The 13,287-nt window shown below is 69.6% G+C and carries 11 protein-coding genes; 4 read left to right on the top strand and 7 right to left on the bottom strand.

Annotated elements, in window-relative coordinates:
* The first annotated feature begins 4 nt into the window (after positions 1-4).
* Both VJ976_RS03215 and VJ976_RS03210 read left to right on the top strand, forming a co-directional pair.
* Positions 5-2,347: a glycosyltransferase gene (locus VJ976_RS03215; protein ID WP_324098665.1), complete on the top strand. Its 2,343-nt coding sequence runs from the start codon at positions 5-7 to the stop codon at positions 2,345-2,347.
* On the top strand, positions 2,344-3,183 hold the full coding sequence (locus tag VJ976_RS03210; protein WP_324098664.1) for an EAL domain-containing protein: 840 nt from the start codon (positions 2,344-2,346) through the stop codon (positions 3,181-3,183). Before VJ976_RS03215 ends, VJ976_RS03210 begins: the two co-directional genes overlap by 4 nt.
* On the opposite strand, the gene VJ976_RS03205 is transcribed toward VJ976_RS03210, so the two are convergent.
* The 3 genes from VJ976_RS03205 to VJ976_RS03195 are packed head-to-tail and all read right to left on the bottom strand — an operon-like array spanning position 3,180 to position 8,061.
* The gene (locus VJ976_RS03205) at positions 3,180-5,198 is read right to left on the bottom strand and encodes a response regulator (RefSeq protein WP_324098663.1); all 2,019 of its coding nucleotides are present in this window, start codon (positions 5,196-5,198) and stop codon (positions 3,180-3,182) included. The two genes, VJ976_RS03210 and VJ976_RS03205, sit on opposite strands and share 4 nt — an antisense overlap.
* Positions 5,195-7,702, bottom strand: coding sequence for a response regulator (locus VJ976_RS03200; protein WP_324098662.1), 2,508 nt, complete (start codon positions 7,700-7,702; stop codon positions 5,195-5,197). The genes VJ976_RS03205 and VJ976_RS03200 overlap by 4 nt, the downstream gene beginning before the upstream one ends.
* Positions 7,690-8,061: a response regulator gene (locus tag VJ976_RS03195; protein ID WP_324098661.1), complete on the bottom strand. Its 372-nt coding sequence runs from the start codon at positions 8,059-8,061 to the stop codon at positions 7,690-7,692. Before VJ976_RS03195 ends, VJ976_RS03200 begins: the two co-directional genes overlap by 13 nt.
* Positions 8,062-8,329: 268 nt before the next feature.
* On the opposite strand from VJ976_RS03195, the gene VJ976_RS03190 reads away from it, so the two are divergent.
* Positions 8,330-10,075, top strand: a complete 1,746-nt coding sequence (locus tag VJ976_RS03190; protein WP_324098660.1) for an NAD-dependent malic enzyme — start codon at positions 8,330-8,332, stop codon at positions 10,073-10,075.
* Positions 10,076-10,100: 25 nt separating this feature from the next.
* On the top strand, positions 10,101-10,871 hold the full coding sequence (locus VJ976_RS03185; protein WP_324098659.1) for a class I SAM-dependent methyltransferase: 771 nt from the start codon (positions 10,101-10,103) through the stop codon (positions 10,869-10,871).
* 15 nt (positions 10,872-10,886) lie between these two features.
* On the opposite strand, the gene VJ976_RS03180 is transcribed toward VJ976_RS03185, so the two are convergent.
* From VJ976_RS03180 to VJ976_RS03165, 4 genes are all read right to left on the bottom strand, one after another.
* Complete coding sequence (locus VJ976_RS03180; RefSeq protein ID WP_324098658.1) at positions 10,887-11,315, bottom strand: DUF3253 domain-containing protein; 429 nt, start codon at positions 11,313-11,315, stop codon at positions 10,887-10,889.
* 28 nt (positions 11,316-11,343) lie between these two features.
* Entirely contained in the window at positions 11,344-11,880 is a 537-nt protein-coding gene (locus VJ976_RS03175) for a SprT-like domain-containing protein (RefSeq protein WP_324098657.1), read from the bottom strand.
* 130 nt (positions 11,881-12,010) lie between these two features.
* Complete coding sequence (locus VJ976_RS03170; protein ID WP_324098656.1) at positions 12,011-12,262, bottom strand: hypothetical protein; 252 nt, start codon at positions 12,260-12,262, stop codon at positions 12,011-12,013.
* 143 nt (positions 12,263-12,405) lie between these two features.
* The coding region (locus tag VJ976_RS03165) for a glycine cleavage T C-terminal barrel domain-containing protein (RefSeq protein WP_324098655.1) at positions 12,406-13,287 on the bottom strand (882 nt) is incomplete at its 5' end.

The raw sequence follows: 13,287 nt of genomic DNA, 5'->3' as shown, positions 1-13,287 counted from the left end.
AACGATGAGCGATATCGCATGGTGGCCGTGGGTCCTGGTCTACCCAGTCCTCGTGGTGGGGGTCATGGTGACCTTGTGGGCGCTGCAGCGAGTGCGGCCGACGTTCGGTCGACGCACAGCCATCGCCCTCTCGATCCTGGCCGCGGCGACGTACCTCGTCTGGCGGGTGCTGTTCACGCTGCCCACCGACTCGGGGCTCGCGCTGGTCGTCGGCATCGTCCTGGTGACGGTGGAGATCATCGGGTTCGTCCAGCTGCTGGCGTTCGCCGTCGTGGTGTGGAAACCGGTCGCCAGCCCGGCACCGCCGCTCAGCAGCTTCTCCCGCCTCCCCTCCGTAGACGTGTTCATCGCCACCTACAACGAGTCGCCCGCCATGCTGCGACCGACCATCGCGGGGGCCATGGGGATGCGGTACCCGGGCCGGGTGACCGTCTACGTCTGCGACGACGGAAGCCGCGACGAGGTGCGGGAGATGGCCGAGGAGCTCGGCGCCGTGCATGTACAGCGGGAGGAGCACTCGCACGCCAAAGCCGGCAACCTGAACCATGCGCTGACGGTGAGCGACGGCGACATCATCGTCACCCAGGACGCAGACATGATCCCGCGGACGAGCTTCCTCGAGGCGTCGATCGGCTTCTTCGTCGACGAGGACCTCGCCTTCGCCCAGGCACCACAGGCCTTCTACAACGAGGACCCGTTCCAGTTCAACCTGTTCTCCGGGCACTCCCTGCCCAATGAGCAGGACTTCTTCATGCGCACCCTGCAAGCGGGCAAGGCGCGCTTCAACGCGGTCACCTACGTGGGGAGCAACACCATCTTCCGCCGGACCGCTCTGGAGGAGATCGGCGGCTTCGCCACCGGCGTCATCACCGAGGACATGGCCACCGGCCAGCTTCTCCAGGCAAGCGGAAGGAAGTCGGTGTTCGTCCCCGACGTCATCGCGGCCGGACTGTCTCCGGAACGGCTGGGAGACATGCTGACCCAGCGGGACCGCTGGGCTCGGGGCAACATCCAGGCCGCCAAGAAGTGGAACCCCCTGACCCTGCCCGGTCTGACACCGATCCAGCGCTGGCTCTACCTGGACGGCGTCGTGTACTGGTACTTCGGGGTCTTCAAGCTGGTCTACGTGCTCGTACCGCTGATGTTCCTGATGTTCGGCATCCCTGCCCTGGACACCGACCTCGAGTCGCTGGCCGTGTTCTGGTTTCCAGCGTTCATCGCCTCCATGCTCAGCTTCCGCATCGTGGCCGACCGCAAACGCAGCGCGCTGTGGAGTCACATCTACGACCTCGTCATGACCCCCACCCTTGCCGTCTCGGCGCTGGCCGAGACGCTGGGCGTGAAGGTGACGTCCTTCGCCGTCACCCCCAAGGGACGCCTGAGCAGTGACCGTGAGTTCCAGTGGAGAGTGGCAGCGCCGCACATGGTGCTCGTGCTCATCACGGTTCTCGCGCTGGTGAACACCTTCGGGCTCGGCCGCGTGGCGAGCGACATCGCACTGATCAGTGCGTTCTGGGCGCTCTACAACCTGCTGGGGTTGGTCATGGCCGTGCTGACCTGCATCGAACGACCCCGACTGCGCGCTTCCGAACGCACCCGGGTAGACCTGCCGGCGCAGGTCGAGGTCCCCGGCGCCGGGCTCCTGGAGGCCCGCGTGGTCGATCTGAGCGTCGGTGGCGCGCGTGTCGACATACCCTGGACCCGTGACATCGCAGCGAAGGACTTTGTCCGACACGGGTACACGCCGAGCGCCGTGCTCCTGCCGGACGTGGGTCGGTTACCCGGAGAGGTCCGGTGGGTCGTCACCCGCGACGACGGTCTGCAGGTCAGCTTCCGCTTCGACCCGATCCCCGGCGCACAGACGGTGGCCCTGGTGAGCATCATCACGAGCTCGCCCTGGTGGGTGCGCGACGACCGGGAGCTCGCCGCGTACGTGGTCATGGCCGCGGGCCGTACTGTCTCGGGGACGATGACCCCCGCCTCCTCGCATGCCCGGCAACAGGCGCGTCAGCTCCACACTCCTGCCGCGACGTTGGCCGTGCTACAGCCGACCCCGTCACGGGAGGGGCCGACCGGCACGCCGGACTCCTCGGGCCGTTCACCGCTGACGCTGCGACCGGCCGAGGCTGAACCGGTGGATGCCCGGGTCGAGGACATGAGCTTCAACGGATGCCGCCTTCGCACCGACCTCGCTCTGCAGAGCGGGCAGCTGGTGCAGGTGTCCATCCCGGAGGCGCTGCCCGGGCCGGAGGTCGCCGAGGTCCGATGGGTGCGGCACCGCCGAGGCACCTGCACAGCAGGTCTGCTCTTCCGCCGAGATGACCACCCCGAGAGCGAGAACCCGTGACCCTGAGTTCGCCGGCTGAGGAGGAGAAAGAAGGAAGGGAGGCGCCTGCGGGCCTGCGCTCGGACGTTGATGGGGCGGTGGAACGCGGCGAGCTGGCTCTGGCCTACCAGCCGGTGGTCTGGCTCCCGACCGGGCTTCCGCTGGGGTTCGAAGCCCTGCTGCGATGGAACCATCCGGTGCACGGCGTCATCCCGCCGGCCGATCTCGTGCCGGCAGCCGAGGCGACCGGCGCGATCATCGACATGGGGCGCTGGGCCCTCCGGGAGTCGCTGCGCCAGATGGGCCGGTGGCGGGACGAGCTGCCCGGCTGCAGCGACCTCATGATCGCGGTGAACATCTCCGGGGTGCAGATGCAGGACCCAGGCTTCGGCGCCATGGTGCGCGAGGCCCTGACATCCTCGAGCCTCGACCCCGAGGCGTTGCTGCTCGAGCTCACCGAGTCCGTCCTCCTGCCCGACACGGTGCGTACCACTGCCGGTGTCCGCGAGCTTCGGGCGCTGGGGACGCGAGTGGCCATCGACGACTTCGGGACCGGCTTCTCTTCCTTGACCTACCTGCGAGAGCTGCCGGTCACGACGATCAAGGTGGACCGGTCTTTCGTACACGACCTGCAGCGTCCGGGGTCACGTTCCCCGCAGATCGTGCGAGCGGTGCTGAGCCTGGCCGACAGCCTCGGGCTGGAGACCATCGTCGAGGGTGTCGAGACGACCGCACAGGAGGCCCAGCTGCGCGAGATGGGTGCCACCCTGGCCCAGGGTTACCGCTGGTCCCGCCCTCTGGACCCGGTGGACGTACCGGTCTGGCTGGCCGCCTCCGCGCGAGATGACCAGCACTAGCGGTCCAACGCGGACCGCATGCGCTGCATCAGTACCGGCACACTGACCGGCTTGGCGATGTGGTCGATGGCGCCGAGCCGGTGCGTGCGCCCGATGTCCCGGTCGGACACGTGCGAGGTCAGCATGATGACCTGGGTGTCGCGCAGGATGCCCGCGTCCGCGAGGCGGGCGAGCACCTCGGGCCCGTTCAGCCCGGGAAGGTCCCAGCCGAGCAGCACGAGCCGGGCGCGTAGCCGGGGCGGGTCGCCCGCGAGCGCCGCCGCCGCATGGTCGCCATCGCTGATCCGCTCGGTGGTCCATCCGCGGGTGTGGATGGCCTCCGCCAGGAGCGAGGCCAGGGCCTGGTCGTCCTCCACCACGACAACGTCGCGGAGACCGTCGTCCCCTGGGCTGTCATCGGAGCCCGCAGGCAGCACCCGGTCCCGGCCTCGTTCCTTGGCGACGTACAGCGCGTCGTCGGCAGCGCGGAAGAGCGTCTGGATCTCGTCGCCATCGCGCCGGTACTGGGCCACCCCAGCACTGAACGTCGTGCGGAAGCCTGCACCTCTGGCGTCGCGGTGGACGACAGCCCGCTGGGCCTCCAGCACCTCGGCGACGCGATGCACCGCGTCGGCGCACCGCATCCCGTACATGGCCACGAGGAACTCCTCGCCACCCCACCGAGCGACAAGGTCCTGGCCGCGGAACGCGGCGCGCAGGCGCGCCCCGAGGGAACGCAGCACCTCGTCCCCGGCCAGGTGGCCGTGCTCGTCGTTCACCGCCTTGAAGTGGTCGAGGTCGAGCACCGCGAGGGACAAGGCCTCGTCGTACCGGTCGGCCGCACCTCGCAGGCGGTCCAGCGTCTCCATCGCCTTGCGCCGGTTGGCGGCACCGGTCAACGGGTCGGTCTCGGCCAGCCGCCGGTAGAGGCGGAAACGTTCCAGCCGGTTGGAGATCCGCATCACCAGCTCGCGGTGATTGATCGGCTTGGTGACGTAGTCGTCGGCCCCAGCCGCGAACACCTCCTCGACGATGTTCGAGTCGGTCACCGCGGTCAGGAAGAGGACGGAGGTCTGGCTCCACCGGGGGTCGCTGCGGACGGCCCGGCACAGGGCGACGCCACTGACCTCGGGCATGTCCACGTCGAGGATGAGCTGGTCGGGGGCCACCTGCTGCAGCACCTCCCAGAACCGGGTGGGGTCCGACAGGGTGGTCACGCTGACCCCCTCCGCGTTCAGCAGGCTCGAGACCACCTCCAGCACCGCGGGGTCGTCGTCCACCGCCAGGATGCGGATCCCCTCCAGACGTTGCGCCTCCAACAGCTCCTGAGCGGCGTCCAGCGCTCGACGGGCCTCCACCGGAAGGTTGAGGAAGCCTCTGCCACCCCACCGCGCGACCTCGACCCGGTCGACCTGCCCGTCCGGCGGAGTCAGCACGATCGTCGGCACCACCGTCGGCCCGGTGGTCAGCGAGCTCATCACCCGCTGCAGACCCTCCGGGTCTCCGTCGGCAGCGACCAGCGCGACATCCGGCACGGGTTCGAGGTCGAGGTCGTCCTGCGTCGCTCGCGCCTCGACTCGCAGCCCACGCTCGGCCGCCTCTCGGCGAACCTGACCGATGAAACCGTTGTCGTCACTGACCAACAGCAGCACCGGCCCGTCGACGCCGCTGTCAGCGGTGGCGGGTGCAGGCGCGACAGCCTGCGGTCCCTCGTCCAAAGCCGAACGGAGCTCTGCGCCGAGCGTGCGCAGGCGCTCCGGCTCGACCCGCTCACCGACGTGCATCCGGGAGAAGAGCTCCTCCATCTCCCGTGCGGCTTCCGTCACCCGGGGCAGGCCGAAGGTACCTCCGGCCCCCGCAAGCTTGTGCGCCTGCCGTCGGGCGCCTTCCGCGCCCTCGGCGTCCAGGTCGGCCGCCGAGGCCGCCATCACCGCGGCCTCGATGTCGGCGTACTGCTGGTCGAAGACACCGCGGTAGCGCTCGTAGATACGCTGCACCGCGGGCCCGGTGGCCGATGGGTCCGTGTGCTCGCTCATGGCACCCGGGGAAGCACGAGTGCCCCGACGAGCTGCAGCACGCGCTGCTCGAACTCGTCGGGGCTGACTCGTGTCTTGGTGAAGATGATGGCGCCGTCCTCGCGGAGCTGACTACGGTCCGCCGGGGCGATGTCGTACCCGGTGTAGACCACAACCGGCACGCCCCCCAGGTGGCCCTGAGCGCGCAGGCTGTGCAGCAGCTCCACTCCGTCGCCGTCCGGCAGCTTCAGGTCCAGCACGATGAGGTCGGGCTGCATCTCCGGCACCAGGGAGCGGGCGGCGGCGGCGGTGTCCACGTGACGCGAGTCGACACCGTGCCCCTGGAAGGTCGTGATCAGGACGTCGGCGAGGTCCGCGTCGTCTTCGACGACCAGAGCGCGCAGCTGGCCGGAGCCATGGGCGATGGCCCGCTCCAGCACCGAGGCCAGCGACTCGGTGTCGAACGGTTTGGGCACCCACCCCTCGTAGGTGGAGGGCTCGGGCGAGTCCTCGCGCTCGGACAGGATGCTGAGGATGACCACGGGCACGTCCGCGGTGGTCGGCTCCGCCCGTAGCCTGCCGAGCACCTGCCAGCCGTCGGTGCCTGGCATGATGAGGTCCAGGACCACGGCGTCCGGGGGCTCGGCCAGGGCACGAGCCAGCGCCTCCTCCCCCGAGGACGCGGGGACCGCCCGGTAGTCCCGGCTCTCCAGGATGGTGCAGACGACCTCGAGCACCGAAGGGTCGTCGTCGACCACGAGCACCGTCGGGCACGAGTCCTTCCCGCCCCCTCGCGACGGGAGGTCGCGCCGGACGCGCCTGGGCGTGTCCTCGGTCTCCTCGTGGCGGTGCATGCCGGGGATACGCACCAGGAAGACACTGCCCTGGCCCTCCCCACTCTCCACCCAGATCCGCCCGTCGTGCTGCGTGATGATGCTCTCGCTGATCGCGAGCCCCAGGCCGGTGCCACCCTTGTCGCGGGAGTCCGAGGCGTCCACCTGCTGGAAGCGTCCGAAGATCGTCTCCCGCTTCTCCGCCGGGATGCCACGACCTTCGTCACCCACGGTGAACAGGGCGTCCTCGCCGTCCAGTCTCAGCGTCGCGGTCACGGCCGCGCCCTCGGGGGAGAACTTGATCGCGTTGCTCAGCAGGTTGACCAGCACCTGGGTGATCCGATCCCCGTCCGCCCAGATCGTCAGCGGCTCCACGTCCACCACCAGCTCGACGCCCGCCTTTGCGGCCATCGCCCTCATCGAGCTGACCGCCTGCTCCACCAGGGCCGCAGCGGCGACCACCTCGCGCTCCATCCGGACCGCGCCGGACTCCATCCGCTCGATGTCCAGGATGTCGTTGATCAGACGGACCAACCGGTCGGTGTTGGTCGTCGCGATGTCCAGCATGCGCTGCGCCGAAGGCGGCATCTCACCCAGCGCGCCACCGCTGAGCAACCCCAGCGAACCGTGTATGGACGTCAGAGGTGTGCGAAGCTCGTGACTCACCATGGAGACGAACTCGTCCTTCAACGCGTCCACAGCTCGCCGGTCGGAAATGTCGCGGAAGACGATGACGCCGGCCGTGTTCGCGTCGTCCCGGACCGGTGAGGCGGTGTACTCGGCCGGGTAGCTGGTCCCATCGGCCCGGTAGAACACGTCCTCCTTGGTGGCGCCTTCACCGGTGCCCTGGAAGGCCAGCACGATCGGGCAGTCCGCTGCGCCGTGGTCGGCCTCGTCCCCGGCGCCGTCATGCAACAGCGAATGCACGTCAAGCCGGGTCAGGTCGGCCATGTCGCGTCCGGTGAGGGAGGCGGCCGCCGGGTTCGCGAAGGTCCCGACACCCGCAGAGTCCACTCCGAGGATCCCGTCCCCGGCCGCGTCCAGCACCACCTGGTTGCGCCGTGCGAGCCTGGCGATCTTCACACTGAAACGACGGCCCGCGAAGACGATGCCGGCCAGCAACAGACCGAGGACCGCCACCAGGGCGTACCCGGCCCGTTGTGTCAGAGTCTCGTTGTCGCGCCGGTCCTCGTTGACCGTCGCAGAAAGGCCGTTGAGGTCACCCATCATCGACGCGAAGGCCTCGTCGAACATCTCGTCCTCCGGGGTCCCCTCCTGCTGGTCCGCGCCCGCGCTCAGACGGCTCTCGGTCAGCGTCTGAAACTGCTCGATCTCCGCACACAGGTCGTCGTACTGACCGTCCGAGGCCAGGGCCGGCATGGCTCTCACGTCGGTGTCGAGCGTCCGTCCACCGTTCTGAAGCGCCTGGCACTGCTGGCTCGCGTCCTCCAGCCTTCCCACCACGTCGGACTCCACGACGACCTCGTCGTCGCCGGCCAGCCACCCCGCCATCGCTAGTTGCGACTCGAGCACCGAGACCTCCATGGCCTGGGTCACCTCGCTCCACTGCTGGTCCCGCTGGGCGCTGGTGCTGCTGTACCAGGTCAACCAGCTACCGCTGAAGATCATGGTGACGAGCAGTGCCGCCAGCAGCAGGGTCGCCCGCTTACCGACGGCATTCACAGGGTCCATCCGAGGATCTCCGCTACCTGGGCAGCCAAGCTCATCGGGTCGAAGGGCTTCTTGATCACCCCAGCCGCTCCCAGCTCCTGCAGTTCCTGCCGCTCCGAGGTCCGGGTCTTGGCGGTCAGGAAGACCACCGGTATGTCGGCGGTCGCAGGATCCGCGCGCAGTCGGGCCAAGGTGCCAGGCCCGTCCAGGTCGGGCATCATGACGTCCAGGAGGATGGCGTCGGGGTGCTCGCTCGCGGCCAGAGCCAAGCCCTCGTGCCCACCGCTGGCTTGCCGCGTCTCCCATCCGGCAACGGACTCGAGGCTGAGCTGGGCGATCTCGCGAATATGGTCCTCGTCCTCGATGAGCAACACACGCACGACAGCCCCCTCGGCTCATCTTGCCGGGCCCCTGCAGCCCGCCTGCCCGCGATTGCTCGACGCTCGCCGCCACCGGGCGCGTCGAGCAGCAGCTCACGGATCACGATCATCCTAGCCGCACGCAGCCGCACGCAGCCGCACTCAACCGCGTACGGCCGCAGTCGCACCTCGTCCAGACTCACCCGCTCGGCCCGATGCCACGCCGAGGTGCGCTCGACCTGGTGTTGCGCGACGGTGCGCCGGCCCCATCTTCGCTAGGTTGAGGCGCATGCCTCGCCAGTACCAGTTCCGCACCGTCGACGGCCTCGAGACCGTCCAGATCGCGGTACGGGGTCGGCAGGTCCTGGCACGTCCGATGCTGAACTTCGGCCCCGGCTACACCCGCGCCCAGCGCAGCGCGCTGGGCCTCACCGGTCTGCTCCCCCCGGCGGTCAACACCATCGACGAGCAGCTGAAACGCGTCTACAAGCAGTTCCGGGCCCAGCCGGACAACCTCAGTAAGTACGTCTACCTCAACCAGCTGCAGGACCTCAACGAGATCCTCTTCTACCGCTTGGTCGCGGAGCACCTGGACGAGGCGCTGCCCATCATCTACACCCCCACGGTCGGTGAGGCGATCCAGAAGTTCAGCTCCACCTTCGACCGGGCTCGCGGCGTCCACCTGTCGATCGACGATCCGGACGGCATCGACGAAGCCCTCGAGTCGCACGGCCAAGGGCCTGACGACGTCGACCTCGTCGTGGTGACCGACTCCGAGGGCATCCTCGGCATCGGAGACCAGGGCGTCGGCGGCATCCGCATCGCCATCGGCAAGCTCGCCGTCTACACCACCGCAGCCGGCGTCCATCCCCTGCGCGGAGTGCCGATCGTGCTCGACGTGGGGACCGACAACCACGACCTGCTCAACGACCCGGCCTACCTCGGGGTGCGCCGGCCCCGCGTGCGCGGCTCCCAGTACGACGCGTTCGTCGCCAGGTTCGTGCAGTCGGTGCGCAAGCACTACCCGCACGCGCTGCTGCACTGGGAGGACTTCGGCGCCGACAACGCTCACCGGATCCTGGACACCTACCGCGACGAGCACTGCACGTTCAACGACGACATCCAGGGCACGGCCGCGGTGGTCGCCGCCGCCGCACTGGCTGCCGTCAAGGGCAAGGGCGAGCGGCTGCGCGACCAGCGCGTGGTCATCTACGGCACCGGCACCGCCGGGATCGGCGTGGCCAACCTCATGCGCGACATCATGGTGCACGAGGGCCTGACCCGCGACGAGGCACGCGAGCGGTTCTGGGGCCTCGGATCCCGGGGGTTGCTGCATACCGGCTCACGGATGCGCTCCTTCCAGGAGCCCTACGCGCGACAGGAGAACGAGCTCACCGACTGGGTGCTGACGAGCCCCGGTCGCTACGACCTTTCAGACGTGGTGCGCAACGTGCAGCCGACCATTCTCATCGGCACCTCGGCCCAGCCCTACGCCTTCGACGAGGCCTTGGTCACGCAGATGGCCGCGCACTGCGACCGCCCGGTCATCATGCCGCTGTCCAACCCGACCAGCCTGTCCGAGGCCGTCCCGGAGGACCTGCTTCGCTGGACCGATGGGCGGGCGATGATCGCCACCGGCTCGCCCTTCGCGCCGGTGACCTACCGGGGGGTGACCCACCAGATCGCGCAGGCCAACAACGCTCTGCTCTTCCCCGGCATCGGGCTGGGCACGGTGGCGGTGCGGGCCTCGCGGGTCACCGACGGGATGATCGCCGCCGCCTCGGAGGCGGTGGCCAGCATGGCTAGAGCAGGCAGAGCCGGCGCCCCGGTGCTCCCATCGATGAGCCAGCTGCGGGCCGTCTCTGCCGCGGTGGCGGTGCGGGTGGCGCAGGCGGCGGTGGACGAGGGCGTGGCCACCGTGCAGCTGGAGGACCCCCTCCACGACATCTACGCGCAGATGTGGGACCCGCAGTATCCCCAGGTCGACGTCGTCACCAGCATCGAAGAGCCGTCGGCCAGGCCTACCGAGCCCTGAGTCGGACTCCACTGGCCGCGGTGCGATGAGTGACACGCCACTCCTCGGTGCGTTCGGCAGCGGCGCCGGCCGCTACGACCGGCTGCGCCCGGCACCTCCGGCCGAGGCGGTGGACTTCGGCGTACCGATGGCGGCGGCGGACGTGGCCGACATCGGCGCCGGGACCGGCAAGCTGACCGTCCTGCTCGTCGAGCGAGGCCACCGCGTCGTCGCGGTCGAGCCGTCGGTCGCTATGCGCACCCGCCTCACCACGCGACTGCCCGGCGTGAGCGTCCGGGACGCGCGAGCGGAGGCGACCGGCCTGCCCGAGGCCGGCTTCGACGTCGTCACCTTCGCCCAGTCCTGGCATTGGGTCGACCCGGCCGCCGCCTCGCGCGAGCTCAGCCGCATCCTTCGGCCGGGTGGGTACGTCTCGATGCTGTGGACGATGCCCGACACCGGGGTGGCGTGGGTGGCGCCGATCCAGGCGGCCATGCACAGCATCCCCCTCGCCCAGCAGGTCGCTACCGGCCCCGACCGTCGGCGCGACCCGTGGCAGAGTCCGCCGAGCGGGCCGTTCAGCACCGGCGAACGTCTCACCACCCACTGGTCCCAGCCCATGCTTCGCGGTGATCTGCGCGAGCTCGTGACGACTCGCTCCTACTACCTGGAGGCCACGAGCGCCGAACAGAACGCCTTGCGTGAGGCGACGGCCCGCGCCGTAGCGGCCGAGTGGCCCGACCTGCCCGAAGAGTCGTCGGTGGACCTGCCGTACGTCACCACGGTGCTGCGCTACCGACTCTCCCCGGAGGAGTAGGTGCGGGCCCACCGGTCAGCGGGTCAGACGGATGCGGATCGCTTCTCGGGCCGTGGACGGGTCCACTACCTGGCCGCGCTGGGTGATCTGCACCGCTCGCGCGGCGACCAGCCGGCGGGCGGCCATACGCGCGGGCTCCATCAGGCCTCGCCACGCCTCGGTGTTGCCTGAGCCCGGCGCCGCGTCAGCCGAGTCGCTCGCCACCGCCCGGGCTGCGTCCGAGGGGCAGATCGTCGCTCCAGCCGCGCGCGCTCGTAGCAGCCTCAGGATGGTCGCCTCGAGCTGGAGGTCGGTGGCGTCCACCCCATGCCGACGGCAGGCGGAGGAGCAGTAGCGGACCTCTTCCCAGTCCCTCGCCCACTTCTTGCGCCACTGGATCTGACGCCCACACGAGGCGCAGGTCTTCTCCGGCGCGGCCTCGCCGGGTGCGCCGGTGCGTCCCATCAGCCGCGAAGGAATGCGCGATGTCGGGTCATCTCGCCACCACCGCTGGGGCGGACAGCCCATAGCGCTGTCGGATCCGGGCCAGCTCCGCCTCGTAGGCAGGCAGCATCGGAGCGGCTCGCCCGTGGTGGGTCCAGGTGTAGATCGTCGCCGGGTCGAACGAGCCGGCCGAACACAGTCGACACGCCCCGACACGCCTCGGCCGTCGGTGTCGGCGCACGGTATGACCGGCGGGGCACCGCCCCAGCCACGGGCCCTGCGCCCCCTCGGGGACGTCGTCCGTGCGGCGACCGTCGCAGCCGATGGCCACCGCCCGCGCCCGCCACACCTCGTCGTGGCCGTGTTCGGCACCGACGAGCGCGTGTGCGATCTCGTGCAGCATGGTGTTGCGGACCTCCTCGACGTCGCCGATCGCGGTCAGGTGCCGGCTGAGCCCGATCTGGCGACGATGGGGGCGACACACGCCGAACCGGGCCCGCGCGTGGTCCAGCACGATCGTCCAGTCGTCCAGCCCGTGCTCATGCAGCAGATGCCGCCCCAACCTGATCGCCTCTGCCTGGTCCATGACCCCATCATGGACCGCGCCACCGACGCTCCCCCAGATGGTGCGGCCGTGCTCCACCCGTCATCTCAGGAATCTGCAGGCCTCGCGGCCCCGCCACACGCTGAAGTCCCGGGAGCCGAGAGCTTTGCGCTCAGGCGCTGGGAGGCCCTGGGCTGGGCTCGGCTTCGGAGTCGGGGGAGTGAGCGGGGTTGGGGCCAGGGCCGCGCTCCGGCTCGGAGTCGGAGTCGGAGTCGGAGTCAGGCCCCGGCCCACGCTGCGGCTGACCCTCGGACTCCGGCCCGCTGGGGTCGGGTCCTGGTCCGTGCCCCGGGGTCTCGGGGTCGGCGACGGATTCGCCGTGGCCCGGTTCAGGGGTGGCGTCGGGCGAGCTGTCGGTCTGCATGGCTCGACACTACTCCTGCCGGCACTGACCCCGTGCCAGGCAACGAATCAGTCCGACACCGTGATCGGCGGCGGCGCAGCAGGCGCGACAAGGGGCGGGATGCCCGTGTGCACCCCGCCCCTGGTCTGTGTGTGCTCTTGCGACTAGATAGCCGCCTCGAGACCCTTGCTCTTCAGGATCTCGCGCTGGTTGGGGTTCACCGAAGGCCGGAACGGCACCTCGACGACCTCAGCGCGGACGGGCACGCCGGGGGTGTCGGCGTACACGTCGGGCAGGTGCACCCACAGCTCGGTGCCGATCTCGGTCGAGTCGACCGGCACGAAACCCATCGCGATGTTGGTGTCCAGCTCGGGGGAGAACCACGGAGAGGTGACGTAGCCGGTCGGCTCCGCGTCCTCGCCGGTCGAGATGAGCCAGTGGTCCGGGGCGTAGTCGGTGATCGGCTGGCCGCCCAGCTTCATCCCGACCATCTTGTGGGTGAAGGGAATCTCACCGGCCTCGATCCGGGACCGAGCCTCCTCCAAGGCGTACTTGCCGATGTAGTGGGCCTCCTTGGCCTTGGGGACCTGGTAGGCGAGGTTGGTCTGGAACGGGAGGGTCTCCACGTCCAGGTCCTGGCCCCACGACAGGATGCCGGCGGCGATGCGACGGTGGTGGGCCGGAGCGACCACCATCAGGTTGTGCGCCTTGCCCGCCTCGAGCACCGCGTTCCACATCTTCTCCGCGTGCAGCGTCGCGTCGTAGAGGTAGATCTCGTAGCCCTTCTCACCGGTGAACCCGGTCTGGGAGATGATGACGTCGCAGCCGTCGATGGTGGAGGCAAGAAGACCGTAGGTGGGGATCTCCGAGACCGCCGGGCCGAACAGGTCGTTCATGAGGGCCTCGGACTTCGGGCCCTGCACCTGCACCGGGGAGACGTCGATCTCCTTGATGGTGACGTCGAAGCGCATGCCGACGTTCACACCCTGCAGCCACAGCAGCAGGTCGCTGTCGGAGATGCTGAACCAGAACTCGTCCTCGGCGAT

Source organism: Ornithinimicrobium sp. (assembly GCF_035267225.1).
GTDB lineage: Bacteria > Actinomycetota > Actinomycetes > Actinomycetales > Dermatophilaceae > Ornithinicoccus.
This window is presented reverse-complemented; position numbering and strand designations above follow the sequence as displayed.

Coding starts and splice junctions, on each gene's coding strand:
- VJ976_RS03215 (WP_324098665.1), top strand. CDS start 5: ATGAGCGATATCGCATGGTGGCCGTGGGTCCTGGTCTACCCAGTCCTC.
- VJ976_RS03190 (WP_324098660.1), top strand. CDS start 8,330: ATGCCTCGCCAGTACCAGTTCCGCACCGTCGACGGCCTCGAGACCGTC.
- VJ976_RS03185 (WP_324098659.1), top strand. CDS start 10,101: ATGAGTGACACGCCACTCCTCGGTGCGTTCGGCAGCGGCGCCGGCCGC.
- VJ976_RS03200 (WP_324098662.1), bottom strand. CDS start 7,702: ATGGACCCTGTGAATGCCGTCGGTAAGCGGGCGACCCTGCTGCTGGCG.
- VJ976_RS03180 (WP_324098658.1), bottom strand. CDS start 11,315: ATGGGACGCACCGGCGCACCCGGCGAGGCCGCGCCGGAGAAGACCTGC.
- VJ976_RS03175 (WP_324098657.1), bottom strand. CDS start 11,880: ATGGACCAGGCAGAGGCGATCAGGTTGGGGCGGCATCTGCTGCATGAG.
- VJ976_RS03205 (WP_324098663.1), bottom strand. CDS start 5,198: ATGAGCGAGCACACGGACCCATCGGCCACCGGGCCCGCGGTGCAGCGT.
- VJ976_RS03170 (WP_324098656.1), bottom strand. CDS start 12,262: ATGCAGACCGACAGCTCGCCCGACGCCACCCCTGAACCGGGCCACGGC.